The following is a 26,550-nucleotide window of genomic DNA, read 5'->3' as shown; positions in this document are numbered from 1 at the left end:
ACGCTGAGGCAAGGCGGAGCCCGGGGCGGCACGAGGGAGCATACTGAAGTATGTGACTGAGAGACGGGAGGGTGACAACGCTGCATCAGTGAAAAAGATTCGTTTCATGCACAAAGAATTTGCCTGGCGGCTTTAGCGCGGTGGTCCCACCTGACCCCATGCCGAACTCAGAAGTGAAACGCCGTAGCGCCGATGGTAGTGTGGGGTCTCCCCATGCGAGAGTAGGGAACTGCCAGGCATCAAATAAGCAGACAAGCCTCATACGAAAGTATGAGGCTTTTTTGTGCTTTGAATCTGGCGATAATCGTCGATCTGACACGAAATAGTCTGAAGCTGTCACTACTGACCCAGGTTCCATAATGCATAGCCGGTGGCAGCACCGGCGACATCCCAGCTAAAATCCTTCCAGCTCCAGCCGCTTCCACCCTCTCTGCTATCGTACAGCTCTTTTACCGCGCCGAGGCTAATTGCAAGCATCACCCCGAAGCTGCCGCTATGGCCTTCACGCCAGTTTTGATGTTCTCCATAGGCGTTTCCGGCGGCTGAAAGAAAAGCGGATGAGAGAAAATGCTGGGCTTTATCACGCCCGGTCCACTCATCCTGGGCCATATGAGTACAGCCACTGCAAAATAATACAGCAGCCAGCAGGCAGATACGCATACATCCTCCCATAAAAAAGCCCCGGCTGAGCGGGGCGCGAAAACAGAGGCAGATTACAGAATACGGCTGATTAACCGATCGATACGAATACGTCGTAAGCGGCGGATAAGCTTACGAACTTTCACCGGATAATCCGCAATGCTTTCCAGATCGTGGAAATGCTGCACGGTGGTGGTATGTTGACGGATCAGGTTTAGCTCGTGATCGCGCTGCGCGGTCAGTTGTTGGAGGGGATCGTGGATCAGTACAGCATTTTCCAGATCCAGGCGCCAGGCGCGCGGATTCAGGTTATTCCCCGTGACCATCATCCATTCGTCATCAACCCACAGCCCTTTAAGGTGGTAGCTATTCTCACCATCTTTCCACAAGCGTACGGTGAGTTGCCCACTGTTGACATAGTACTGTAAGCGGCTGAGGAAACGACGCAGGTTAATCTCATAAAGATAAGGCAGCGCGCCGATGATCTTGAATGGCTGATCTTCCGGGATATAGAAATCGTTCGCTGTTTTGTCGCCAACAATAATCTCGACATCCTTACCCTGTCGCAACAGATAGATAATGTTACGCACCAGAATAGCGGGGAGATTGAAGTAGGGCGTACAGATCGTCAGCTTCTGCTCGGCGCAGGGCATCAGATGATAGATGGTTTTGTTCAACAGGCTACGTTTACCGAGGCCAACCAGAGGCGTAACCGCCAGCTCTTCGTTGTTGGCATCCCCGTTAAACTGGTAGTCGAAGCCACGCAAATCCTGACGGAATTGCCGGGTTTCGTTTTTTATTTCCGGGCTTTTTGGCCGCTCATACTGATCAAGACGATTGACCGCTTCCGCCTGAATCAGATTGTTTTCAATCCAGTCAAACATGGTATCTGCCAGCGTGCGATTACCGATCAACTGGTAGCGGTCATAGCGATATCTGTCTTGCTGATGCAGATAAACATCGTTAAAACTGGCCCCGGTATACAGCACGGTATCATCAATGATGGAGCCTTTCAGGTGTAAAACACCGAGTGCTTCACGCGTATTCACCGGAATGCCATAGACTGGAATCGCCAGACCGGGGTGCTGGGCCGCCATGTCACAATACCAGTCGGCATTGGTTGCTCCAGCCGCCGCGCCGATGCGCCCACGCTGGGCACGATGCCAGTCGACCAGAACGCGAATATCCAGTTCAGGGCGCTGCTGTTTTGCTGCATAAAGTGCAGACAGGATGGCGCGACCACCCTCATCATTTTCCAGATAGAGGGCCACGATGCAGATACGCCGTGTGGCAGACGCAATTTTTTCCAGCAGCGTTTCGCGAAATTCTGCGGGTGAATACAGCGTGGTGAAATCAGCAACTGACTGAGCTATTTTAGGCAGTTGCGCAAGGTGCTGTTGGTGTTTATTGCGTTTAAATTTTGACAACATCACAGTGCGTTTCTTCTCTGTTCATAGAATGGCCTTTTGCCATAAAATCATGACCCTAACCGCGAATAATACCACTAGTTGGTCATGATGCTATCAGATTTACTTTTCGTCGCCTGTGTGAGTGTTTTGCAACAGCAGTGACAGGCCGACAATGCCATCTTCCAGTTGGATGTCGATGGCAAAACCCAGCTTACGTGCCAGAGTGACCATACCTCTGTTACCCGGCATGGTAATGCCGTTCAACTGCTGTAAGCCATGCTGCCGGGTATAGATGATCATCTTTTCCAGCAGACGCCTGCCGAGGCCAAGTCCTTTCAAATCTGAGCGTACCAATACCGAAAATTCGGCATCAATGTTATCGGCATCAGAGATGGCACGGGTCACCCCGATGATCTCATCCTGCCCCTGATGCTGGCGTACTGCGACAATCGCCATTTCACGATCGTAGTCGATCTGCGTCATGTTAGCCAAATCGTCATGGGTGAACTCGTTGATCTCACTAAAATAGCGGTAGTAGAGATCTTCTTTCGTTACCTGAGCAATAAACTGCTGCAGCAGCGGTTCATCCTCTGGCAGAATAGGCCGGAACAGACACTGCTGGCCATTTTTTAACTGCACGGCCTCTTCCAGTTCATGAGGATAAGGGCGGATCGCCAGCCTGGCTTCGGCATCTCCGTTGAACTCAGCCAGCTGGAGCGTCACATCCAGCAGAGTAAATTCATCATGACTGGCCAGTAACGGATGAATATCCAGCCGCACGATTTCCGGGCAGTCAACCACCATGTTGGATACCCTGACCAGCACCTGGCTCAGGCCCACAATATCCAGTGGATGAAGCGCGCTGCGGCCACGTATTTTTCCCTTCTTAATGGCCTGAATCACCAGATAGCGCGCCAGGGTCATATTCAGCGGCGGCAGGGCGATAACCGCTTGCTTGTCGGCATGCCAGGTCACTCCGCCTTCTCCCAGCATAATCACCGGCCCGAACAGCGGGTCCTGCTCCACCACGATGCGCAGTTCCTGCGCTCCGGCACGGTTCGCCATGCTTTGTACCAGCAATCCCTGGATGCGAGCCTGCGGCCAGGCGAGCTGCACGCGATCGATAATGGCTTCGGCAGCCTGTTGTACCTCGTCCGGGGTACGCAGATATAACATCACCCCCTGCACCTCAGATTTATGCGGAATATCCGGCGAGCGCAGTTTCAGCGCTACCGGATAGCCAATCTGCCCGGCGATCTGCACGGCTTCTGCGCTGTCGCTGGCAATCCAGGTGGGAAGTGTGGTCAGGCCGAAGGCTTGCAGAATAGGCTGAACTTCATGCGTATCCAGCGAGGTGGCACCGTCTTTTAATGCCTGATGGATCAAACGATGTGCATCGGTGGTATTTGCGGTCAGGTTGGCGGGCAATGCAGGCGTTTCACGTAGCTGTTTCTGGTTACGGCGGTACTCTACCATATGCATAAAGGCCGTCACCGTCCCTTCGGGGGTGCGATACGTTGGAATACCGGCATCATTAAACAGACGACGTGCGTCCAGTGATGAATACTCACCACACCAGTTGGTCAGCAAGGTGAGCTGTTTACCGCGCGGATGCTGTTTCACCAGGGCGATAATCTTCTGGGCTGTCAGTGTGGGCGGTGCGACTGCGCTGGGCGCATGAATGATCAAAATGGCATCCAGGTCATGGCTGGAGAGCAGCAGGGACAATGCCTGTAAATAGTGCTCCGGGGTGGCATCATCTTTCAGATCGAGCGGGTTACCTGGCGTGACACCTTCCGGGAGCAGTGAGGCCATTTCAGTGAGTAAAGACTCACTCAGCGTAGCAAGCTTACCGTTACGGGCATAGAGTGCATCCAGTGCCAGTGCCGCCGGTGCCGCACCGTTACTGATGATCATCAACCGCTCCCCACGTAGTGGGCGCATATGGCTGAGTGTCTCCACCGCGGAGAACAGTTCATGGGTATCCTGCACACGCAATAGACCCGCACGTTGAATGGCGGCATCCCAGGCGGCGTCCATCCCACCGTGGGTTTTCAGTAACTTTTGGGCATGGGGGCTGCGGCCACTTTTAATCACCAGAATCGGCTTATTACGCGAAGCGCTACGGGCGGCTGAAACAAAACGACGGGCATCGCTGAGATGCTCAAGGTACAACAAAATGGCGCTGGTTTTCCCGTCTCTCGCCAGGAAGTCCAGCAGATCATCGGCATCAATATCCAGGCTGTCACCTAACGCGATAAACCAGGAGAAACCCAGTTGTCGTTGTTGCGCCCAATCAAGAATGGTATTGGACACCGCCGCAGACTGGGAAATAAAGGCCAGCTTGCCAGGGGTAATAGGCACCGGGGAGAAGCTGGCATTCAGCCCCTGCCACGGCGCAAGCAAACCCAGGCTATTAGGGCCAAGGAGTCGAATTTGCCAGCGGCTGGCACAGGCTTTCAGTTCAGCAAGCTGCTCGGCAGGAGCAGAGAGAATGATACAGGCTTTACAGCCACGTTCGCCCAGTGCCGTGAGCAGCTCAAGATTGCGTTTTGCATGGGTGCAGATAATGGCGAGATCGGGAGAGAGTGGCAGGCTGGGAATATCAGGCCATGCCAGCACACCACAAACCGCCTGATATTTGGGCGTTACCGGGAGTACCGGCCCGCTGAATCCCCCGGCCAGCAGGTTACGCATCATCAGATAGCCGGCACGTTCAGGCCGGGTGGAGGCACCGATCACCGCAATGGATTTCGGTTTAAGCAGGGCTTCTAATCCTCGTTGACTCATCTCCGCTCCCTTCGAGAATGACCCGCTATGCTGCCGGGCAAAGTAGCTTGAGTTTACTCCGGGTCTGACGAAGATGCTGGATTGCGTATCAGTTAATTGATCGCAGCCAGAATTTATTCATCATTTTCAGCCATCTGCTGTGGGTGATGGGGTTTTCCAGCGAGGTAACGTTGGCGGAACAGATCAAAGTGGCGAAACAGAGCCTCACCCGCAGCGGTGTCGCCCGCCTGTAACAGCAACTCGGCGGCGACTTCTGCCGTGCAGTGCTGGCCTTCGGCGTGGGCGACGCGTAACTGATAGTTAGAAGGGCGGGTCAGGGTCAACGACATCACCGGGAGAGTGTCCAGCCACGGGCTTTTGCGAAACATTTTACGCGCTTCGGTCCAGGTGCCGTCCAGCATGATAAACAGCGGTGGTTTTCCGCTGGTGGGTGGGCTGTTCAGTACTGCACGGCCAGCGTCGGCATAGGATTCCGGGAAAACGACAACGGGCTGATAACGCGGGTCGCGTACGGCTTCAAGCAGGGCGGCATCGGGTGCGGTCCGCGACCAGCCAAACGCCAGCGTATCCGGCAGAATATCTGCGATCAGCCGTCCGGTGTTACTGGGTTTCAGGGGTTCGCTGTCAAACATTACCAGACAAAAGCGGCTGCGTGCCTGCTGGCTATCAATGGTGTCGCACAGGCAATTTTTTTGCGGCAGCAGACAACGCTGGCAGCGCGTAATGCGATTACCTCGGGCAAGGAAAGGACGGGTGGCTCGGGCAAGGCGTGCAGCGCGCAGCAACAGAACGGCGTTATCGGTCATGATCGGTCATCAAGGAAAAACGCTATTCTAACGGATTCTGGCCGGGCGTGCCCGGCCAGATGGTTACAGATTTTCGTCCAGCCAGGCTTCGAAAGGCGCTTTTGGCATCGCACCGTTTAACATATCCGCCATCTGGCCCTGTTTAAACACCATAATGGTCGGAATGCTGCGGATGCGAAAGCGTGCACTCAGTTCTGGCTCAGCTTCGGTATTTACTTTCAGGAAACGAATCTTACCGTTACGTTCCTGCGCCACCGATTCATACACCGGGGCAAAATTAACGCACGGGCCGCACCAGGGGGCCCAGAAGTCGATCACTACCGGCAGGTCATCCTGCAGGTATTTGTCCAGAGTTGCGGCGGTGGCATTGACCACATGGCCGTCAAATAGCACGTGACCACAGCGGCCGCATTTGGCGCCGTCAGTCAGCCGTTCAGCCGGTACGCGGTTGGTCGCCTGGCAGGATGCACAAACCGTATTCATTATTCACCTCAGTTCAGGAGTAAGTGATTACTTACTGCGATTCTTAGTAAATCAGCCAACATTATGCTGTCGGGTGAAGAGGCTAACAACGAGATTTGTTCAATGGGTATAATAGGTAATGTCTCATAACAATGATGCGGATTAGCGGCTACTGGCTTTTATTGGAAGTTGATAGCTAAGTGCTGCCACATCAGGTAATCTGCGCGCTTCGCGCTCAGGCCAGGTGGAGGAAAAATGAACGACGAATTTAAAGGTAAGAGCGGCAAGGTCAAAGTGATGTATGTCCGCGGTGATGACGAGAGCAGCAACAAGGGCGGGAATCCCCGTACCGGTAAAGGCGGCCCACGTCAGCAGGATGGCGCACGCCGTCCTTCACGTAATGCAGACAGCAAGCCACGTGGCGGGCGCGATCGCGACGAAGGGCACTCTGACTCTCCGTGGCGTACCGTTTCCCGTGCGCCAAATGCTGCGCCCGCTGTTGATGATAAACCGGACCATGGTGGCATCAGCGGTAAAAGTTATATCGATCCCGAGCAGATACGCCGTCAGCGTATGGAAGAGACGCGTGTGTATGGCGAAAATGCCTGCCAGGCCCTGTTCCAGAGCCGTCCGGAAAGTATTGTGCGTGCCTGGTTTATCCAGAGCGTCACACCGCGTTTCCGTGAAGCGTTAAAATATATGGCGGCCAACCGCAAGGCTTACCACACTGTGGATGAAGCCGAGCTGCAGAAAGCTTCCGGCACTGAACACCACGGCGGTGTTTGCTTCCTGATCAAAAAACGCGTGGGCATGCCCGTTAGCGAATGGCTGGCAACAGCCGGTGAGAAAGATTGCGTGCTGGCATTGGAAGATATCGGCAACCCGCACAACCTCGGCGGCATTATGCGTAGCTGCGCACACTTTGGTGTGAAAGGTTTGCTGGTGGATGATGCTTCCCTGCTGGAGTCGGGCGCCGCTGTGCGTACTGCTGAAGGCGGCGCAGAGCATGTTCAGGCAATTAGCGGCGAGAACTTTGCCGCAGGTCTGAGCGCGTTCCGCAAAGCAGGCTATACCATTGTTACCACGTCCAGCCATAAAGGTGTGCCGCTCTCACGAGCTGAATTGCCGGCAAAAATGGTCCTGGTACTGGGTCAGGAACGTGATGGTCTGTCTGACAGCACCTTCGATCAGGGCGACCTGAGCGTTTCTATCGGCGGGACCGGGAAAGTAGAAAGTCTGAACGTTTCCGTCGCAACCGGTGTACTGCTGGCCGAATGGTGGCGTCAGAACGTCTGATCCAGGCATGAACGAACGGCAATAAAAAAGGGGGGGGCCTTCAAACGGGCCACCCCCTGATTCCAGGGGCAGATCAATGATCTGCCCCTTTTTTAATGGGCGCCGCCCCCGCCCCCGCCAGCACCAAACGGTGGACGGGCAAACCACACCAGCACCAGCAGCAGGATAAACACCCCCGCAGAAGCCCAGAAGATCTCATTGGCTGAGATGATGAGCCCCTGATTGGTGATCTGCTGTGCAAGGTAGGCTGATGCCTGGTCATGGGTCATACCCATTTGTTCCAGCTTCGCGTACATCTGTTGCGAGTTTGTACTGTATGGCGTTACCGACTCTGTCAGATGGGCATGATGCAGCGACTCACGATCGGTCCACATGGTCGTGGTAATCGAGGTGCCAATCGAACCGGCCAGCGTTCGGGTAAAGTTCGACAGGCTGGATGCCGCCGCCAGCCTTTCCGGTGGCAGCCCGGAAAGGGTAATGGTTGTCAGTGGCATAAAGAAGCAGGCCACCGCAAACCCCTGGATAAACTGCGGCCAGGCGGAGGCAGCAAAGTCCATGCCCGGTTCAAAGGTATAGGCGCGCCAGTAGAAGCACACCGCATACATAATGAAGCTGAACGTCACCAGCCGTCGCATATCCAGCTTATGCGCAAAACGGCCGATAATCGGTGACAGTATGACCGGAATAATCCCCACCGGTGCCGAGGCCAGCCCCGCCCAGGTGGCCGTATAGCCGTAGACCTCCTGTAGCAATTGCGGCAGCAGAACGATTGAACCGAAATAGAGCATATAGGCAAGGCTGATCGACAGACAGCCGATGGTGAAGTTGCGCGATTTAAACAGCGACAAATCCACGATCGGGTGATCGTCGGTCAACTCCCACACCAGTAGCACCACCAGGGCTACGACGGCGATGACCGTTAATGTGATGATTTCAGGGGAACTGAACCAGTCCAGCTCTTTACCGCGATCCAGCATGACCTGCAGACAGCCGATACCGACCACCAGTAGCACCAGACCGACGGTATCTATCGGACGGATGACCGTTTCCGTTTCGCGATGACGTAATGTCTGTAAAGCCAGGATCACCACCACCACGCCGATAGGCACGTTGATAAAGAAGATCCATCCCCAGTGATAGTTATCACTGATCCAGCCGCCCAGAATAGGGCCGCAGATCGGCGCGACGATCACGGTCATTGCCCACAGCGACAGTGCGACACTACGTTTCGCGGGGGGATAATTGCTTAACAGCAGGCTTTGTGACAGCGGGATCAAGGGACCCGCGACGATCCCCTGGATCACGCGGAAGAAGATCAGCATGCTCAGGCTTTCGGACATGCCGCATAGCCAGGAGGCGATGACGAAGGCCACCGTCGACCACAGGAACAGTTTCACTTCCCCGAAACGCTTGGCCAGCCAGCCGGTGATCGGAATCGAAATTGCGTTAGCTACGCCAAACGAGGTGATCACCCAGGTCCCCTGGGAGTTCGAGGCCCCCAGGTTCCCGGCAATGGTGGGGATCGCCACGTTAGCAATCGTGGAATCCAGCACCTGCATAAAAGTAGCCAGCGACAGCGCAATGGTCATCAGAACCAGTTGCGCGCCTTCAAGCGGTTTACGCGCCATAACAGTCTCCCGCCGTTTTAGCCGGCATTGGCACGGATAATATCGCTAATCAGCTGATTCGCTGGCGTCAGGTCCAGTGCCAGTGCATCACTTTCGTAGGCAGGCTTGCTGCGTACGCTGGTGGCGAGTACGGCACCTTCACTGTTGCTGGTATCGATTTTGACCAGCGTCGACAGGCCAATGCGCAGTGGATGTTTCGCCACTTCCTGTGGGTCAAGTTCGATACGTACAGGCAGACGCTGAACGACTTTGATCCAGTTGCCGGTGGCATTTTGCGCCGGTAACAGGGAGAACACGCTGCCCGTTCCCATATCAAGGCCGACCACTTTGCCCTTATACACCACGTCATCACCGTAGATATCACTGACCACCGTGGCTGGCTGGCCGATACGAACGCCTGCCAGCTGCGTCTCTTTGAAGTTAGCATCCACCCACAGATTATTGGCCGGAACAATCGCCAGCAGCGGCGTGGTTGTACCGATTTGTGAACCTACCTGCACGCTGCGACGCGACACATAGCCATCAATGGGGCTGATGATGTTGGTACGTTGCAGTGCCAGCCAGGCATCACGCAGGGCGGCGGCGTTCTGTTTCACTGCGGGTTGGTTTTCCAGTGACGTATCCAGAATCATCGCCTGGTTCGCGTTGTACTGCTGCATGGCCACATCAAGCTGAGCTTTCGCTGTGGCAACCGCATCGCGGGCATGTTGCAGATCTTCTTTGCCAATCAGGTTGGATGCACCCAGTGGTTCGCGACGACGTAAATCCGCCTGAGCCTGTTCGAGGGCCGTTTTCTGCAAGCCGATAGTGGCCTGATACTGTCGGCCATTGATAATCAGCTGGTGTGTCTGACGTACGCTGGTTGCCAGTGCCGTCTGTGCTTTCTCGAAAGCCTGTTCAGCATCGGTACGATCCAGCGTGACCAGCACATCACCTTTTTTCACGAAGTCAGTATCGTCAAACCAGACTTTATTGACGCTGCCGGAGACTTGCGCCATCACCTGTGCCTGATTTCCGGCAATATAGGCGTCATCTGTTTCCTGAAAATGACGTAATACCAGGAACCAGTACGTCAGATAAGCCACCCCGATAATGACGAACAGTACAGCCAGAAAAATCAGTGCATTTTTGCGCGTCTTTTTCTTATTGCGTGGCTGTTGCGGGTCTTGTGTCACCGCGCTTGCACTCATGATGTTCTCCTGATTCTCTGCCATTCGGGGCCGCTATCATCAATACGTGCGATCGCCCGAGTCTAAAATGCCAGCGGGGTAAGCGCTGGCATGAATGTGTTCTAAAGGGGCTTAAAGTAGCGATTTCCAATAAATGGTGTGTCGCACATTATGCTATTAGTGGATCAATTATCTGGAAAGGGAGGCGACAACTTCCTCTTCATCCATTTTATCGAGACGGTTCAACAGTTTGCGGGTGATTTCCTCAAGCTGTGATTTTTCTGATGAGCTCAGTGCTGACCACAATAGTTGCAGGCACTGATGCTGTGGTGGCAGAAGTTGACGCAGGAACTCGTGTCCTTTTGGCGTCAGATGCAGATGCAGACAACGGCGGTCGTTATCGCTTTCACGACGCTCAATCCAGCCGCGTTTTTCCAGCTCATCGGCAATACGCGTGGCGTTAGTGCGGGATGAACCTAGCGCAGAACTCAGTTCTGACGGTTGAATGCTGTGATCTTCCTGCGCATCCAGCGTAATTAATGCCATAAACAGCGTTTCGTTGATCCCCTGTGCCTTCAGCATTTTGTTGCGGTTTTCCAGCAACTTACTCTGCATGTGCATACACAGACGGGTCAGCATAATTTCCTGTAACGGGAAATCTTTCTGACGATTAGCACGAAAATTCAGCATCTGTTCAATGGGAGTAAACGAACTTTCCATTATGTAGGAACCTCACTAGTTGCAACTGGTATAATAACAATGATGATTAATAAAGTAATTCCACTTCTCTGCAGACGGTGATTCACTCACGTTTATGCTGCCATCATCAGTAGTTTCCAGGTCACTCCGTAACCCAGGGCGCTCAACAGCATTGAATAAACAATGCTGCGCGAAAAATAGAAGGTAATACTCAGCAAGCCGAAACCCACAAGGGTTGGCAAAATCGCTAAAATATCGGTCAGTGACGAAGATGAAACAGAAGCTTCAGATGGAGTAAAACCAGGACGGGAGGCATTCAGACCAAAGGCAAATGCGACAGGCAGGTAGCCAATCACCCTCGGCAGGCTGTCTGTTTCGCCTTCACACCCACTGGCGCGGGGAAGATTTTCATCTGTAACCAGGTTCTGATGCTCAGCCATGAGCTAATGTTACTCTACTGTTACTGAATAATTTCATCTGAAAACATCACCAGCCTGAATAAATTGCGCCTAACCTTACCAGAGTACGAAATGTCTTAACAGGCAGCAGGCATTGAAAAAACTTCATTTTCACCGCAAAAAATCAATGCAATTCAGCCTCATAATGATGACTTCGCCACCAGTTAAATAGATTAACTAAGGTTAACAGAGCACCGACTGTGCAGACACCATACCAGCCTGCCGTCTGAAAAGCGGATGCGGAAAGCAGTGAGCCGGCGGCACCGCCGATAAAATAGCTGGTCATATAGCCGGAGGTCAGTCGGTTACGTGCTTCCGGCATATGACGATAAATCACGCTCTGATTGGTAATATGCACGCCCTGTACGGCCAGGTCGAGTAGGATAATCCCGATAATCAGAGCGATTAATGAGTGTGCACCAAACGCGATAATGCCCCATGAAGCCAGCAGGATCAGCAGGCCTGCGCTGGTGGTAAGGCGGGCTTTGCCTTTATCGGCCAGTGACCCTGCTTGCCGTGCTGCCAGAGCTCCCGCTGCGCCAACCAGACCCAGAAGACCAATCTCACCTTCGGAATAATTCCATTCTGGCGATGACAGCAGAAACGCCATCGAGGTCCAGAGCACGCTGAAGTTAGCAAACGCCAGGCAGCCAGTAATGGCACGGGTACGCAATATCGGATGCTGTGCGAACAGGGTGAAAATAGATCCCAGCAGCTGGCCATAATTTAACGGAACCGATTGCTTATAACGAGGCAGCCAGCGCCACAAGGCCAGTGCCATCATTACCATCAATACACTCGCCACCCAGTAAACCAGTCTCCATCCGCCTAACTGCGCCAGCCCCCCTGCAACGGTGCGTGCCAGCAGGATGCCCAGTAACAGGCCGCTCATGACGGTACCGACGACTTTTCCCCGTTTTTCCGGTGCCGCGAGACTGGCAGCCAGCGGTACCAGAAGCTGCGCGACCACAGAAAACAGCCCGGTCAGAACGGTACCCAGTAGCATCATCATCAGCGAACCTGACAGCGCAGTGATTACCATACCGCCGGCAGCCAGCAGGCTCATGATGACGATCAGCCCCCGGCGCTCAAGCATATCGCCGAGCGGCACCAGCAGAAGCAGCCCGGCGGCATAGCCTAACTGAGCGGTGGTGACGATAAATCCTGCCTGATGGAATGAGAGATCGAAGGTCTGAGCGATGGTTGCCAGCAAAGGCTGCACGTAATAGTTACAGGCAACGGATAGGCCTGTAGCGATGGACATCAGGGCGACAAGTGCAGAATTCAGGCCGGGACGTGGGGATGTCATAACAACCAGTATGAGTGTGAGAATTATCTGAGTGGCTAATAATAACCTAAAAAACTATTTCACTCACATGATAATTGACAGGACAAACCAGTACGGCAGCAGGGTTACCCTGTTTTGCCTGATAAGAAAAGGGTCGGCCCAATAAAAGAGCCGACCCTTACGCAAGTCTTACGGTGACTCAAGCTCAGGGCGGAACCGTTGTTCCGGTCGCCCCTGTCGAGTGATTATTTACCGGCAGCCAGCGCGTCCTTCACCCAGCCATCAAACTGTGCCTGATGGGCTTTGATCCAGCCGTCAACGTGTGCGTTGATATCGGCTTCAGAAGACTGCCCCTGATGCATACGTGAGTTCTGCGCATTGATATCAGCAATCGGCAGCTTCATCTCAGCAAACAGTTTTGCCGCAGCCGGGTTTTTCTCAGCCCAGGCTTTATTGGCCACGATGTGCATGGTGTTCACCGGGAAACCGTAGTTCGCACCGTTAGGCAGCTTGGTATCTACGTCTTTCTGTTCGCCAGGCATCGAAGAGAAAGGCACCTGTAACCAGACGACATCACGGCCTGGCACCAGCACATCACTCACCCAGTATGGCGTCCAGGTGTAATAGAAGATGGGCTTGCCTTCTTTAAAGCGGGTGATGGTATCGGCGATCATCGCCGAGTAGTTACCCTGGTTATGCTCAACGGTCTTCGTCAAATCAAAGGCCTTGATCTGGTGATTAATCACCGCTTCACAGCCCCAGCCTGGCGTACAGCCGGTCATATCGGCTTTACCGTCATCATTGGTATCGAACAGTTTCGCCAGCTTCGGATCTTTCAACTGATCGATACGCGTGATGTGGTATTTTTCGGCAGTTTTTTTGTCAATCAGGTAGCCCTGGGCTGCCCCTTGCACATAGGTTCCCTGACGATAGAATTTAGCGTCACCGCCTGCCGCTTTATACATATCGTCATGCAGCGGTTTCCAGTTAGTGGCAATAAAAGTGGTATCGCCGGAAGCAATCGAGGTGTATGCCACGTTGTAGTCGACTTCACTCGGCGCTTCAACGGTGTAGCCCAGCTTTGTGAGTGCACGACTGACCAGCAGCGTCTGGAAAGTCTCTTCGGTGATGGTGCTCTGTGCGGGCTTAACGGTAATACCCTTACCCGGCAGATCGGCGGCGGATACCTGGGCGGCGGCCAGCGTGGTGAATGCGGCGGCCAGCAGTGTTATTTTTCGCATAGTCATCAGTACCTTCTTGTTATTTAGTTTTGCAGAAAGGGCGAGTCAGCAGACCCAGAGGGCCACTGGCGTACCAGCGACGGTTGCCACGACTGCGGCTGTCGCGTCCCAGCGACTGCGTCAGGCGGTCGAGAATAATCGCCAGAATCACAATGCCGACGCCACCGACGGTGGCCAGCCCCATATCCAGGCGGCCGATGCCGCGCAGCACCATCTGGCCGAGACCACCGACGGCGATCATCGAGGCTATCACTACCATCGACAGTGCCAGCATCAGCGTCTGATTGACCCCCGCCATAATGGTGGGCATCGCCAGCGGCAGCTGTACCTTGAACAACATCTGACGTGGGCTGGCACCGAATGACTCTGCCGCTTCGATCAGGTCAGCGGGCACCTGTTTAATGCCCAAAATGGTCAGACGTACAATCGGTGGCAGGGCGAAGATAATCGTCACCACCACACCCGGAACATTACCGATGCCGAACAGCATGACGATCGGCACCAGGTAGACAAACGCAGGCGTGGTCTGCATCGCATCCAGCAGTGGGCGGATAATCTTGCCCGCTCGTTCGCTGCGTGCCAGCCAGATCCCCATCGGCAGACCGATAATGATGCAGAACAGCAGAGCGGTCAGCACCAGCGCCAGTGTTACCATCGCCTGTGACCAGGCACCTATCGCGCCAATGGCCACCAGAGAGACCAGCGTGGCCACCCCCATACTGAAGCTGGAAAGCTGCCAGGCGATCAGCGCAAACACGATAATCGCCACCGGCGCGGGCATGCCCAGCAGCAGGTTCTGGAAGGCGCTGAGGATGTAATCCACCGGCAGGCGAATACCCTGAAACAGCGGGCGGAAGTGGACAACAATCCAGTCAATAGCGGTGGTCACCCAGCTGTCGAGCGGGATCAGGGTTTTATGGAACGGATCGAGAATATTAAAATGTTCCACCTGCGGGGTCGGGGCACTGTTCAGCCAGTCGCCGCTGGCTGCGGCGTCATGACCACCGGCTGGGGCGGTTCCCCAGGCATCACCACTGCTGGTGGCGGCATCCGGTGTGGGCTGAGTGGTCGCCGCGTCAGTGGGTGAACCCCAGGGATCGCTGCTGCTGGCGGCGGCCTGGCTATTGTCCGTTGGCGCCTGGGTAGCCGGTGCGGCATTTTGCGTGGTGCCGGACTCCCACGGGTTACTGGTTTGTTCACTCATGGCTGGCCTCCATCACGGTCTAATGCCTGCAACAACATTCCTTTGGAAATAATCCCTACATACTGACCTTCTTCGCCCACGATAGGCACGGCACAAGGGGCCTGCGCAACGTGTGAGAGGAGATCGCTTAATGACGTCTCGGCGGGCAGGGCCGCCGGGCTCTCCAGCAGCGCCTGATCAAGGCCTTCGCCGGCGGCCAGTGCCACTTTCAGAGAATCAATCGATACGGTGCCAACGAATCGTTGTTTCTCAAGGACATAACCGTATTCGCGATCATTATCCTGAAGCAGTTTGATCGCTGAACGAGGGCCAAAACCGGGGGCTTTACGGATCAGTGCTGCGGCACTGCGGCGGGCAATATCTTTGGCGCTGAACACGTGGCTGATATCCACGCCGCGGAAGAAGGTACGTACGTAGTCATTCGCGGGATTATTGAGGATTTCATCCGGCGTACCGACCTGAATCACTTCCCCGCCTTGCATGATCGCAATGCGGTCACCGATGCGCATTGCTTCATCAAGATCGTGGGAAATAAAGACGATAGTACGCTGGTGGCGAGACTGTAATTTCACCAGCTCATCCTGCATCTCGGTACGAATTAATGGATCGAGTGCAGAGAAGGCTTCATCCATCAATAATATGTCGGGATTGATGGCGAGGGCGCGGGCTAATCCGACACGCTGACGCATCCCACCGGAGAGTTCATCCGGGTAGGCATGAGCATAATTATCCAGCCCCACTTGACGCAATGCATCTAGTGCTTTTTCCTGACGTTCTTGTAAAGGAATTCCGGCTAATTCCATTCCAAAGGCAGCATTATTTAATACCGTCATATGAGGCATCAAAGCAAAGGATTGGAATACCATGCTGATCTTATTTCTGCGAACCTGGCGTAATTCACTGTCAGATATTTTGGCAATATCTTCGCCATCAATGATGACCTGGCCGCGGGTGGGTTCTATCAGACGATTGAGAAGGCGAACCATGGTGGATTTCCCTGAGCCGGATAACCCCATGATGACAAAAATCTCGCCTTCTTCAATGGCCAGACTGGCGTCTTTCACGCCGAGAGACAGTCCGGTTTTCTCCAGAAGTGCCTCTTTACTGATCCCTTTTTCAATGTGCTTAAATGCGCGCTCGGGGTTTTCCCCAAAAACTTTATATAAATTTTTAACTTCAAGTTTAATAGCCATGCATTAATTAATTTCCTGGTTATTGGTTGGTTTTATATATTTGCTCTTCTGTGTGGTTAAATATTAACGGCCTATACCGTAGCACACTGAGAATCTGAGACAACCCTAAAAGGGCGGTTCGTAAATGAGGAGTGAGATGCCAGTCCTGGCTAATGCCAGAGCAGGTAAGGGATGAGAGCGAATTGAGTTGGTCTGAAAAAAATGAATATTTCGCTAAGAAACATCGCAGTGACTGCTGAATTAGCCCGCTATCCGGCGTTATGACAAGGGAAATAATTGTCAGAAAACTGCCATATTGGTGTCACTGAAAAGGGGGAGAAGGTCTGAAAATTAATAACTAATTAAAATGGAAAGGGGAGAAAGATGGCTGTGAGTCGCAGCCATCTCTGAAAGGATTAAAAGTCCCAGTCGGTATCTTCGGTATCGACGGCTTTGCCCATCACATAAGAGGAGCCGGAACCGGAGAAGAAATCGTGATTTTCATCGGCATTCGGTGACAACGCAGAGAGGATCGCCGGGTTCACGTCAGTCATTTCAGACGGGAACAGCGCCTCATAGCCGAGGTTCATCAGGGCTTTGTTGGCATTGTAATGCAGGAACTTCTTCACATCTTCCTGCCAGCCTACACCTTCATACAGGGCATCGGTGTACTCCAGCTCGTTCTCATACAGCGCCAGCAGGAGGTCAACGGCGAACTGTTGCAGCTCCTCTTTACGCTGCGCACTCTGCGTCTCCAGCGCCTTCTGATACTTGTAGCCAATATAGTAGCCGTGAACCGCTTCATCTTTAATAATCAGGCGGATAAGGTCAGCGGTGTTCGTCAGCTTGCCGCGACTTGACCAGTACATCGGCAGATAGAAACCGGAATAAAACAGGAAGGATTCAAGGAACACGCTGGCGATTTTTTTCTTCAGCGGATCGTTCTCATAATAGTGCTGAAGAATGATCTCGGCTTTGCGCTGCAACGGACCGTTCTCTTCGCTCCAGGCGTAAGCGGCATCAACATCGCTGGTGTGGCACAGCGTGGAGAAGATCGAGCTGTAGGAACGCGCATGGACCGCTTCCATAAAGCTGATATTCGACATCACCGCTTCTTCATGCGGCGTCAGTGCGTCAGCCATCAGCGCGGGTGCGCCCAGGGTGTTCTGAATGGTATCCAGCAGCGTCAGGCCGGTGAACACGCGGATCGTCAGCTGTTGTTCATCGTGATTCAGGGAGTTCCACGCGGGAATATCGTTAGAAAGTGGCACTTTCTCGGGCAGCCAGAAATTGCTGGTGAGGCGATTCCACACTTCCAGATCTTTGTCGTCTTCGATTTTGTTCCAGTTAATGGCGTGAACTTTTTTTAATTTCATGTTGTTGTTCCTGGGGCGGATCTTAACGGGTCAGGCATGCCTGACCCCTACGCGATACGGTGCTGTACATGTGGGGCACGATTTGTCGGTTCAGGCATGCCTGCCCCCCCTACGCAATACGGTGCGGGGCACGAATTTGTCGGGACGAGGCATGTAACCCCCCAACGCAAGGTTGTGCACGGTGTAGGGGCGAGGCATGCCTCGCCCTCCCGCTGCGATGTTTTACAGCGAGCAGGACACGCAGCCTTCAACTTCGGTGCCTTGCAGCGCCATCTGGCGCAGACGAATGTAGTACAGCGTCTTGATGCCTTTCTTCCAGGCGTAAATCTGTGCCTTATTGATATCACGTGTGGTGGCGGTATCACGGAAGAACAGCGTCAGTGACAGACCCTGATCGACGTGGCGCGTAGCTTCCGCGTAAGTATCAATAATCGCTTCCGGACCAATGTCATAGGCATCACGATAGAACGCCTGGTTATCGTTGTTCATAAACGGCGCAGGGTAATAGACACGGCCCGTTTTTCCTTCCTTACGGATTTCAATACGCGACACAATCGGATGAATGCTTGATGTGGCGTGGTTGATATAAGAAATCGAACCGGTCGGTGGAATCGCCTGTAAATTCTGGTTGTACAGCCCGTACTGCATCACCGATTCTTTAAGTACCTGCCATTGTGCCTGCGTAGGGATGGCGATCCCCGCTTTGGCAAACAGTGCGGCGACGGGAGCCGTGCGCGGCTGCCAGCTCTGCTCAACATACTGATTGAAGTATTCACCGCTGGCATAGCGTGAGTTGGCAAAGCCACTAAAGCTGGTACCGCGTTCGCGTGCCAGCAGGTTTGAGGTGCGCAAGGCGTGATAGGTGACGGTATAGAAGTAGATATTGGTGAAATCCAGCCCTTCTTCGGAACCGTACTGAATGCTTTCACGCGCCAGATAGCCATGCAGGTTCATCTGTCCCAGGCCGATAGCGTGCGACTGCGCATTCCCCTGTTCAATGGAGGGCACGGAATGGATATGGCTTTGATCGGACACCGCCGTCAGGCCACGTACAGCAATTTCAACCGTGCGTGCGAAATCGACAGAATCCATCGCATGGGCGATATTCAGCGATCCGAGGTTACAGGAAATATCCTTACCGATGCGCTTATAGCTGAGGTCATCGTTATATTCCGTCGGGGTATTGACCTGCAAGATCTCCGAACACAGGTTGCTCATATTGATGCGACCATGAATCGGATTGGCGCGGTTAACCGTATCTTCGAACATGATGTACGGGTAGCCGGACTCAAACTGGATTTCGGCCAGCGTCTGGAAAAACTCGCGCGGGTTAATAAAGGTGCGACGGATGCGCTCGTCGGCCAGCATTTCGTCATATTTCTCGCTGATGCTGATATCGGCAAAGGGCAGGCCGTAAATGCGTTCGACATCGTACGGTGAGAACAGCGCCATCGGCTGGTTGTCTTTCGCCAGCTGGAAGGTGACATCCGGGATCACCACGCCAAGCGACAGCGTTTTGATACGAATTTTTTCATCGGCGTTTTCGCGCTTGGTATCAAGGAAACGCAGGATATCGGGGTGGTGCGCATTGAGATAGACAGCGCCCGCGCCCTGGCGTGCGCCCAGCTGATTGGCGTAGGAGAACGCATCTTCCAGCATCTTCATCACCGGGATCACCCCGGAAGACTGATTTTCGATACGCTTGATGGGCGCACCGGATTCACGCAGGTTTGAGAGCAGGAAAGCGACACCACCACCGCGTTTGGAGAGCTGCAGCGCGGAGTTCACCGCACGGCCAATCGACTCCATATTGTCTTCGATGCGCAGCAGGAAGCAGGAAACCAGCTCACCGCGTTGCTGCTTACCGCAGTTCAGGAAGGTTGGCGTGGCAGGCTGGAAACGGCCAGCGAGAATCTCATCGGTCAAGGAGAGAGCCAGCGACTGATCGCCTTTTGCCAGCGTCAGGGCCACCATGCAGACGCGCTCAGTGAAGCCTTCCAGATAGCGTTTGCCGTCGAAGGTTTTCAGCGTATAGCTGGTATAAAACTTCCATGCACCAAGAAACGTCTGGAAGCGGAAACGACGGTCGTAAGCCTGTTGAAACAGCGAACAGACGAACTCAAACGGATAAGCATTCAGAACGTCAGCTTCGTAATAGCCTTCTGAAACCAGATACTGTAAACGATCAGCAATGGAATCGAACTGAACGCTATTGGGGATCACGTGCTGGATAAAATACTGGCGCGTGGCCTCACGATCTTTCTCGAACTGAATATGACCTTCAGCATCGTACAGATTAAGCATGGCATTAAGCGCATGGTAATCCGGCGTTGCTGCGGTGGCCTCTATGAGTGTGCTGTCTGTCGCTGCCAAAATTGGGTTACTCCCTTGTGTACGTTAGCGATATCGTCAGAGGTGCCCATTAGCTCAAAGCGATAGAGATAAGGCACCTGACATTTTCGCGCAATAATATCGCCAGCCAGGCAATAAGCCTCGCCAAAATTGCGGTTGCCAGCAGCGATAACGCCGCGGATCAACTGACGATTATTGGTATCATTCAAAAACTGAATCACCTGTTTAGGGACCGCACCCTGAGCCGTGCCGCCGCCGTAGCTGGGCACCACCAGAATGTAGGGCTGATCAACCTGCAAGCACTGTGCGTAGTCCAGTGGAATACGCACAGCAGGCAGATTTAAACGGGTGATAAATCGATGGGTATTTTCAGACAGGCTGGAAAAGTATACCAGCGTGGTCATGATCTCATCCCCGCGCCGCAGCCAGGTGGCTCAGCGCATGGATTTTGTCCGGGCGAAAACCGCTCCAGTGATCCTGTTCAGCCATCACCACCGGCACCTGGCGGTAACCGAGAGACTTCAGGGTCTCCACATGTGCGGGTTCGCTGTCCAGATTGATCAGCTGATAATCAATGCCTTTCTTGTCCATGGCATTTTTTGTTGCATTGCACTGGACACAGTTATCTTTAGTGTAAATAATAATGCGCATGATTCGTATTTACCTTGCGGGCCGGTTATCTTGAGTATCTGGCGCCAATTTACTGCCCCAGGAAGCGCCACCACTGCCACACCATGTAGTGTGGTCTTGATGGAGTAAATACTAGATATAGTGTCGTCGAAATGCAACCACACAACATATAGGATTTTAGTATTTGTTAAGTCAGCTCACACTGAAGCCTTGTGCCACAAGGATTGCGCCCGAATAAAAAGTTTTGATGACAAAAAAGCCCGCAGCTTTCGCCACGGGCTTCTCTTACTGACGCAAATTTTTTCGACTATCTGCTGGATGTGGTGGTGGCAATAAGTGCCCCAACGAGAATACCCAGCGCGGCACCGATACCTACACCATGCCAGGGCTTATCATTGACGTAGTTGTCGACATGATTTCCGGCGTTTTTCGCAGCCTGGGTCACACGGTTGTGGCCATGAAGTTTGGCCCGCGTCTCTTTCAGCAGGGATTCGGCCCGCGAGCGTGCCTCATCCGCTTCCTCTTTTGATTTGCTTCCCCAGGATTTCAATAAATCATCCAGGCTGTCAGCCAGCAGAGAAACATCCTGATTCAGGTCGATATCGTTATTTTTTGTTGTCCGGTTGAACATTTTTTGCTCCCTTACTCTGAAAACGTACTATTAAGTATAGAACACACACCGAGAACGCTATGCACGACAGGGCGTTTATGGACTATTCCGAAAGCGCTGACTGTGCAGCCTGTTGTAAGGTTGCGGGGTTAGCAGACTTAGAGGAGCAAGTATGTATTTACGACCGGATGAGGTAGCTCGCGTACTGGAAAAAGCGGGATTTGAGATGGATGCGGTCACCGCAAAAACTTACGGTTACTGTCGCGGTGAAGACTATGTGTACGTCAACCGTGAGGCTCGTTTAGGGCGAACCGCACTGGTCATTCACCCAACGCTCAAGGAGCGAAGCCAGGCGATCGTCGCGGCATCATCGGATATTAAAACCTGCGACCATTACGTCCGTTTCCCGATGTATCTGGTCGGGGAATCAAACGATCACTACGGCATCCCTCATGGTTTCAGCTCACGCGTTGCGCTGGAACGCTATCTGGAAAGAATGTTTGGTTAACCCCAGCGTGCCAATGGCTGAATAAACCACCAATTCGTCGCGCTATTAGCGCGCTAGCTTGCCTTATCTGACGCGTAGACTGTTAGTATGATGGATTCAGGCAGGATGAATGATGAAACGGCTGATAGCAGCGCTGGCAGCAGCGTGGATGTTAAGTGGTTGCGCCACGATTGTCGGTAGTGAAACCCAGGATGTGACGCTTCAGACTCAGCCCCCAGGGGTGAAGTTTGTGGTACAGGACGAAACGGGTAAAGCGGTAGCTGAAGGCTACACGCCAAAAACCGTTACGCTGCAGAAGTCTAACGGCAACTACTTCGGGAAGAAAAAGTATCTGGTGATGCTGGAGCGTACAGGCTATGTGCCGCAAACGCTCCCACTGAAAGAGAGCCCGAACCTGTGGTATCTGCTGGGCAACATTCCGCTGCTTGGCTTCCCGGGCTGGCTGGTGGTCGACCCGTTCTACGGGGGCATGTACAAGATTGAACCGGAACGCTTGCAGACCATCATGAATCCGGTCGGCGCGCGAGGCGGCTAAACGAATTACGGCAGGTCGAGCTATCCCACCTGCCGTTGTTGTTTATTGCGCCGTGGTTTTGACCATACCCTGCGCAGGTTTGAATTTTTCCAGATACTGATGCTGGAAAATGCACATGCGGATGGTGTTGCGATATTCACCGTTGATAAAGAATTCGTGGATCAACTCGCCTTCAATTTCAAAGCCCAGCTTACGGTAAATATGGATAGCCTTTTCGTTCTCTTTATCGACGATCAGGTAAAGTTTGTAGAGATTAAGGACCGAAAATCCGTAATCCATCGCCAGTTTCGCGGCTTTGCTGGCCAGCCCTTTTCCCTGATGGCTGGGGGCAATAATAATCTGAAACTCTGCACGACGGTGGATATGATTAATCTCCACCAGTTCAACCAGCCCGGCATTACTTCCATCGTGTTCAACCACAAACCGACGTTCGCTCTGATCGTGGATATGCTTGTCGTAAAGATCGGACAGCTCAACAAACGCCTCGTACGGCTCTTCAAACCAGTAGCGCATCACACTGGCGTTGTTATCCAGCTGATGAACAAAACGCAGATCCTCGCGTTCGAGCGGGCGCAGTTTCACACTGTGATCAACAGACTTGGCAGACATAAAAATTCCTTTTAGCGGACGCAATATTGCCGGAGGAGTATAGCGGTTTATTGCAGCAAAAAAAACGCGCCCGAAGGCGCGTTATGTCAGCATTGGGGATATCCCCGGGTGATCAGAAGTTGTAACCGACAACCAGGTAGTAACCGAAACCGTTTGATTTCACGTTAAAATCACCTTTACCGAAGTTGAGCTCGGTGCCGTCATTCCACTGGCCGCCGTTGTGGAAGTAACGCGCCACAACAGAGTAGTGCCAGTGATCGTAGCCCAGCGAGAGAATATGGCTGGACGCGATAGAGTTGCTGGTGCGTGACGGGCCGGCTTTATCGGCGAGGTCAGAACCCCAGTCAAAGTTGGTAAAGCCGATGTAGGTCAGGTTGCCGCCCCACAGCTGAGTCAGTGGAACGAAGTATTTCACCTTGAAGCGGTAGCCGTCCCAGCTGTCTTCATTGGCTGCACCGTAGTTTTCCCACTGGTATTTGGCATACACGTTCAGTGACAGGCCCACATCAGAGTGGGTGTCGATGTCTGTGCCCAGACCCATATACCAGGTATTCTGGCGGCTCGCCTTGTTGTCGCCCATATCGTAGATATAGTTGTTGGCGAAATACCACTCTTTGAACGGACCAAAACCAAGGTTGGTGCCGGTCAGTTTATCAATGGAGAAGCGCGGTTCGATCTCCATGAAGAACGGAGAACCATCATCCCATGCACCGACATCGTTACCGTTACCCACGCCGAAGAATTTAGGAACGTCGATGTAGCCGTAGAAATCGAACCAGTCCTTTTTCGCAAACGCTTCATATTCCAGATAGACGTCGTTGTTCAGCTGCGGCCCGAAGCGGGTGTGATAGCTTCCTACGACGTTCACGCTCTGGTGCCACCAGTCAGAAACATATTCCGGACTGTTGGTTTCAGCGAGAGAAACATTGGTATAGGAAAGTGCTGCCAGTGCGCCAGCCATCATAATTTTATATTTCATTATTATTACCACATGCTCTGAGACCCTGCTCGGCAGCCAGCGCGCTGGTCGGGTCAAGTTATCTACGGGCGACAAATGGGTGTTTGTCACTGCAACAAAAACACCCGCCATGAATACTGCGGCAGTGTGCCGCTATCAGGGCATTAGGAAATAGAGATTGCTCACACTTGTCAAATTCAGTTTCATTTTAATTCAGTTAAAGTGTGACAGGTATCACATTAAAGTGCCGTGTGAGGGGAACTTTTCCCGTAATGGGGTTTAGGGCAGTTTGTGGCAAGGCGAAAACGGTTGCCTGCCGGAAATGGCAGAAATACGGGGAGAGTGGACATACTGAAACATCCGGAGTGTGCTTTACGCTTTCTGGTTATTAATAATATTTTCTTATATTACGGTGAGTTGGCGAGGGGAGATTAATCACACTGATTACCGATTTTTGCCAGGGTGTGGTGGTCATTTTTTGCTGCCTGTTGTGCCAGAGTGGCAAAATCATCATCGCTATACATCAATCGCGGCGAAGGCAGGTTAGCCATATGGTCACCGTGCCATATTTCAAGTCGTGCAAATTGTGACAGCGGAAGATGGTCAAAATGATCGGGTAATGTCAGCCACAGTTCCGGGACGGTATCCGCAGGACGTGACGGCAGCCGCTGGTGACTGACACTGTAGCTGCGCAGACGCACCAGGAATTTGTCGGGCAGGCGACAATGGCTGTTCCACCAGATGCCATCCAGCATATCAAAGTGAAAGCGGGTCATTTGCGGGCTGACGGCTTGTAACTGTGCGAGCGCCTGCGGGAGCATCTGTGCCATCGAATGCTGATACTGCGGCAATGATGATGCTCCGCCCGCATTAAGTATATCTGTAGCCATGCGCGCACCGAGCAGATTGGAATAGAGATCTTCCGGTGAAAATGCGGAAGCGGTTTCAGGATAGCCGGGCACGGACTCGAAGCCATACCACTGAGCGACCTCATGCCAGGCTGCGAGCTGGAAGGCAAGGTAAGCCGCCAGACTGACACTCAAATTGTAACGCGCCAGCGTATTTTCAGGGGGCGAAAACTGCCGTAGACGGATAATGCGTTGTCCGAGTTCATCGCTCATCTTTATCGTGGTAGCACGACCCAGCACTGGCCAAATCTGGCTGAACAGCCATAACGTGTTGTCAGCAGTATCACGCACATGGGCAAGGTCAATAAATCCGCCCCGTCGGGTATAGATAATACCGTTGAGCTCACTGTTTATTCCCGTCAGTGTCGTAAAGATGCTTTTCCAGCTGTCGTTATAGTGATGCTTTCCCGTGTTATCAGGATCGACGACATTACGTAATTGAAAAAAGGGGACAGGAACCCCTAAAAGCTTAGCCCGAATGTTATAGCCAAAAGCACAACAAGGGCGCAGACCATCAGGAGGAGGGAGTGGCAGGATCGCTGGCCAGACGTGTTGCGCGGGTGGGGGCGGAAGCTGAAAATCACCCGGCGTTATCGGCTTATCAGTCAGGGGAATGCTGGCATGGCAGGCGTTAAGGAACAGGCATAACAGGAGCAGTACTTTTTTCATCAGAAGGCTTCTCCTACCTGAAAATAGAAGCCTGAGCTTTTCTGTCCTACACCGTAATCCAGACGCAAATTCATTCTTTTCTTAATTTCAAAACGATAGCCGATACCGACAGAAGGGAGCCAATGCCCGTCCACAACCTCACTGGGATGGGGAGACATACTGCCTGCGCCAGCCCAGGCAACCATTCCATGTCGCCAGCTGAGTTTTTTACGCAGTTCAATCTGCGTAGTGAGCACATTGCGATCGCGATATCGTCCCTGGTAGTAACCGCGCAGGTGATGGCTGTCGCCGAGTGTGCCGTCCATCGTCCAGGGCACATTGCCGCCGGCAAAACGGCCGTACAGATCCCATGCCAGCAGCGTGGTTGGGTTGACGGCGTGGTAAAGGTTGTATTGCATATCCCAGATGGAGAGTCGGTTATCTCCGCCTAATTCCGGGAGGTAATCGGTGTAGCGGAGATTCAACAACTGTCCCTTAGAGGGGTTAATGGTGACATCTCGTGTGTCGTAGCTGAATAGCAAACTGACACCGGTGTTAAGCTCGTTTAGCGGTACCGGATGCTGGAAGAAACTGCCTGCCGCCTTATTCTGTAGTCCGGTTGCCTTCTCATAGGCGAGGGCCCCCCCCATACCGACATAGGTATGCGCCTGTAATCGATACAGGATCTCTGGATTGAACGACAGGGTGCGCGAGTTATAGGACTGTTTCCCTCGCTGGTGATGGCCCTCCGCATATCCCTGGCCCCAATAATCCAGTGGGCGATAGCTGACATCGCCGCTCAGAATAAAACGCCACTGGTCATTACGCAGAAATGTGTTGTTTTCGTAACCAACACCAAAGGCGCCTGTGGAGCTAACAAATCCGGTCAGCGAGAGCGACGAGAGCGGTGCCCGCTGCTGTTCTTCATCCGGACGATAAAAGCCGACAGCCGCTACCCCGATACCAATGCCCAGCTCGGGGGTATAAAAGGGGCCAGGCACAACGCCCCAGTCGATGCTTTTGTGCAACTCAACAGGATCTGAGCTGAATCTGGCAAGATAGCCGTCGACTGTCTCTTTGCTGGGTAATAATGTTGCCTCAGATAAAGGGGACATAAAAAATAACCCCACCAACAGCGTGCGGCAATAGCGCATA

General features: G+C 53.2%; 24 protein-coding genes, 1 rRNA gene and 1 pseudogene. 4 read left to right on the top strand and 22 right to left on the bottom strand.

The genetic code is table 11. From position 1 onward, the window contains the following. Nucleotides 1-122 precede the first annotated feature (122 nt). Nucleotides 123-238, top strand: a 5S ribosomal RNA gene (gene rrf / locus WH279_RS21835). Nucleotides 239-339: 101 nt separating this feature from the next. Here the strand turns inward: rrf and WH279_RS21830 are convergent. From WH279_RS21830 to trxC, 5 genes are all read right to left on the bottom strand, one after another. Continuing rightward, a complete protein-coding gene (locus WH279_RS21830; RefSeq protein ID WP_339458673.1) occupies nucleotides 340-660 on the bottom strand; it encodes a YfiM family lipoprotein in 321 nt (106 codons plus the stop codon). Between the two features lie 53 nt (nucleotides 661-713). Beyond that, nucleotides 714-2,069, bottom strand: a complete 1,356-nt coding sequence (gene pssA, locus WH279_RS21825) for a CDP-diacylglycerol--serine O-phosphatidyltransferase (protein ID WP_159338589.1) — start codon at nucleotides 2,067-2,069, stop codon at nucleotides 714-716. 99 nt (nucleotides 2,070-2,168) lie between these two features. Beyond that, nucleotides 2,169-4,838, bottom strand: a complete 2,670-nt coding sequence (locus WH279_RS21815; protein WP_159338587.1) for a bifunctional acetate--CoA ligase family protein/GNAT family N-acetyltransferase — start codon at nucleotides 4,836-4,838, stop codon at nucleotides 2,169-2,171. Between the two features lie 113 nt (nucleotides 4,839-4,951). Then, a complete protein-coding gene (locus WH279_RS21810) occupies nucleotides 4,952-5,644 on the bottom strand; it encodes a tRNA-uridine aminocarboxypropyltransferase (protein ID WP_339458669.1) in 693 nt (230 codons plus the stop codon). 63 nt (nucleotides 5,645-5,707) lie between these two features. After that, complete coding sequence (gene trxC, locus WH279_RS21805; protein ID WP_133845790.1) at nucleotides 5,708-6,127, bottom strand: thioredoxin TrxC; 420 nt, start codon at nucleotides 6,125-6,127, stop codon at nucleotides 5,708-5,710. A 234-nt stretch (nucleotides 6,128-6,361) separates the two neighbouring features. On the opposite strand from trxC, the gene WH279_RS21800 reads away from it, so the two are divergent. After that, nucleotides 6,362-7,402, top strand: a complete 1,041-nt coding sequence (locus WH279_RS21800) for a tRNA/rRNA methyltransferase (RefSeq protein ID WP_133845791.1) — start codon at nucleotides 6,362-6,364, stop codon at nucleotides 7,400-7,402. A 92-nt stretch (nucleotides 7,403-7,494) separates the two neighbouring features. Here the strand turns inward: WH279_RS21800 and emrB are convergent, their stop codons facing one another. The 13 genes and pseudogenes from emrB to WH279_RS21735 form a co-directional block, all read right to left on the bottom strand. Further along, the gene (emrB, locus tag WH279_RS21795) at nucleotides 7,495-9,030 is read right to left on the bottom strand and encodes a multidrug efflux MFS transporter permease subunit EmrB (RefSeq protein WP_339458665.1); all 1,536 of its coding nucleotides are present in this window, start codon (nucleotides 9,028-9,030) and stop codon (nucleotides 7,495-7,497) included. 17 nt (nucleotides 9,031-9,047) lie between these two features. Beyond that, nucleotides 9,048-10,220 (bottom strand): multidrug efflux MFS transporter periplasmic adaptor subunit EmrA, encoded by a 1,173-nt coding sequence (gene emrA, locus WH279_RS21790; RefSeq protein ID WP_133845793.1) that lies wholly within the window; start codon nucleotides 10,218-10,220, stop codon nucleotides 9,048-9,050. 168 nt (nucleotides 10,221-10,388) lie between these two features. Then, nucleotides 10,389-10,919: a transcriptional repressor MprA gene (gene mprA, locus WH279_RS21785; protein ID WP_339458661.1), complete on the bottom strand. Its 531-nt coding sequence runs from the start codon at nucleotides 10,917-10,919 to the stop codon at nucleotides 10,389-10,391. Nucleotides 10,920-11,179: 260 nt separating this feature from the next. Beyond that, nucleotides 11,180-11,338, bottom strand: a pseudogene (locus WH279_RS21780) (branched-chain amino acid ABC transporter permease); the annotation flags it as partial. A gap of 142 nt (nucleotides 11,339-11,480) precedes the next feature. Further along, on the bottom strand, nucleotides 11,481-12,665 hold the full coding sequence (locus WH279_RS21775; RefSeq protein ID WP_339458658.1) for an MFS transporter: 1,185 nt from the start codon (nucleotides 12,663-12,665) through the stop codon (nucleotides 11,481-11,483). A 224-nt stretch (nucleotides 12,666-12,889) separates the two neighbouring features. After that, nucleotides 12,890-13,885 carry a glycine betaine/L-proline ABC transporter substrate-binding protein ProX gene (proX, locus tag WH279_RS21770; RefSeq protein WP_159338584.1) on the bottom strand — a complete coding sequence of 332 codons (996 nt, stop codon included), beginning with the start codon at nucleotides 13,883-13,885 and terminating at the stop codon, nucleotides 12,890-12,892. 19 nt (nucleotides 13,886-13,904) lie between these two features. Next, a complete protein-coding gene (gene proW / locus WH279_RS21765) occupies nucleotides 13,905-15,089 on the bottom strand; it encodes a glycine betaine/L-proline ABC transporter permease ProW (RefSeq protein ID WP_339458653.1) in 1,185 nt (394 codons plus the stop codon). Then, a complete protein-coding gene (gene proV / locus WH279_RS21760) occupies nucleotides 15,086-16,282 on the bottom strand; it encodes a glycine betaine/L-proline ABC transporter ATP-binding protein ProV (RefSeq protein ID WP_339458651.1) in 1,197 nt (398 codons plus the stop codon). Before proV ends, proW begins: the two co-directional genes overlap by 4 nt. A 395-nt stretch (nucleotides 16,283-16,677) precedes the next feature. Then, complete coding sequence (nrdF, locus tag WH279_RS21755) at nucleotides 16,678-17,637, bottom strand: class 1b ribonucleoside-diphosphate reductase subunit beta (protein WP_200643671.1); 960 nt, start codon at nucleotides 17,635-17,637, stop codon at nucleotides 16,678-16,680. 222 nt (nucleotides 17,638-17,859) lie between these two features. Next, the gene (gene nrdE, locus WH279_RS21750; protein ID WP_339458648.1) at nucleotides 17,860-20,010 is read right to left on the bottom strand and encodes a class 1b ribonucleoside-diphosphate reductase subunit alpha; all 2,151 of its coding nucleotides are present in this window, start codon (nucleotides 20,008-20,010) and stop codon (nucleotides 17,860-17,862) included. Next, the gene (gene nrdI, locus WH279_RS21745) at nucleotides 19,983-20,393 is read right to left on the bottom strand and encodes a class Ib ribonucleoside-diphosphate reductase assembly flavoprotein NrdI (protein WP_133845801.1); all 411 of its coding nucleotides are present in this window, start codon (nucleotides 20,391-20,393) and stop codon (nucleotides 19,983-19,985) included. Before nrdI ends, nrdE begins: the two co-directional genes overlap by 28 nt. A 4-nt stretch (nucleotides 20,394-20,397) precedes the next feature. Further along, a complete protein-coding gene (nrdH, locus tag WH279_RS21740) occupies nucleotides 20,398-20,640 on the bottom strand; it encodes a glutaredoxin-like protein NrdH (RefSeq protein WP_133845802.1) in 243 nt (80 codons plus the stop codon). A gap of 286 nt (nucleotides 20,641-20,926) precedes the next feature. Then, nucleotides 20,927-21,250: a DUF883 family protein gene (locus WH279_RS21735; protein ID WP_200643668.1), complete on the bottom strand. Its 324-nt coding sequence runs from the start codon at nucleotides 21,248-21,250 to the stop codon at nucleotides 20,927-20,929. 151 nt (nucleotides 21,251-21,401) lie between these two features. On the opposite strand from WH279_RS21735, the gene WH279_RS21730 reads away from it, so the two are divergent. Both WH279_RS21730 and WH279_RS21725 read left to right on the top strand, forming a co-directional pair. Beyond that, on the top strand, nucleotides 21,402-21,737 hold the full coding sequence (locus tag WH279_RS21730) for a DUF2002 family protein (protein WP_200643667.1): 336 nt from the start codon (nucleotides 21,402-21,404) through the stop codon (nucleotides 21,735-21,737). A gap of 112 nt (nucleotides 21,738-21,849) precedes the next feature. Beyond that, nucleotides 21,850-22,272, top strand: a complete 423-nt coding sequence (locus tag WH279_RS21725; protein ID WP_339458819.1) for a hypothetical protein — start codon at nucleotides 21,850-21,852, stop codon at nucleotides 22,270-22,272. A 42-nt stretch (nucleotides 22,273-22,314) separates the two neighbouring features. Here WH279_RS21725 and speG read toward each other — a convergent pair whose 3' ends face one another. From speG to WH279_RS21705, 4 genes are all read right to left on the bottom strand, one after another. Next, on the bottom strand, nucleotides 22,315-22,881 hold the full coding sequence (speG, locus tag WH279_RS21720; RefSeq protein ID WP_133845806.1) for a spermidine N1-acetyltransferase: 567 nt from the start codon (nucleotides 22,879-22,881) through the stop codon (nucleotides 22,315-22,317). Nucleotides 22,882-22,993: 112 nt separating this feature from the next. Further along, the gene (locus tag WH279_RS21715; protein WP_133845807.1) at nucleotides 22,994-23,860 is read right to left on the bottom strand and encodes a nucleoside-specific channel-forming protein Tsx; all 867 of its coding nucleotides are present in this window, start codon (nucleotides 23,858-23,860) and stop codon (nucleotides 22,994-22,996) included. A gap of 410 nt (nucleotides 23,861-24,270) precedes the next feature. Beyond that, on the bottom strand, nucleotides 24,271-25,416 hold the full coding sequence (locus WH279_RS21710) for a DUF4056 domain-containing protein (RefSeq protein ID WP_339458640.1): 1,146 nt from the start codon (nucleotides 25,414-25,416) through the stop codon (nucleotides 24,271-24,273). Further along, nucleotides 25,416-26,510 carry a BamA/TamA family outer membrane protein gene (locus WH279_RS21705; RefSeq protein ID WP_339458637.1) on the bottom strand — a complete coding sequence of 365 codons (1,095 nt, stop codon included), beginning with the start codon at nucleotides 26,508-26,510 and terminating at the stop codon, nucleotides 25,416-25,418. The genes WH279_RS21710 and WH279_RS21705 overlap by 1 nt, the downstream gene beginning before the upstream one ends. Nucleotides 26,511-26,550: the final 40 nt, after the last annotated feature.

Source organism: Erwinia sp. MYb375 (assembly GCF_037479175.1).
GTDB lineage: Bacteria > Pseudomonadota > Gammaproteobacteria > Enterobacterales > Enterobacteriaceae > Erwinia > Erwinia rhapontici.
This window is presented reverse-complemented; position numbering and strand designations above follow the sequence as displayed.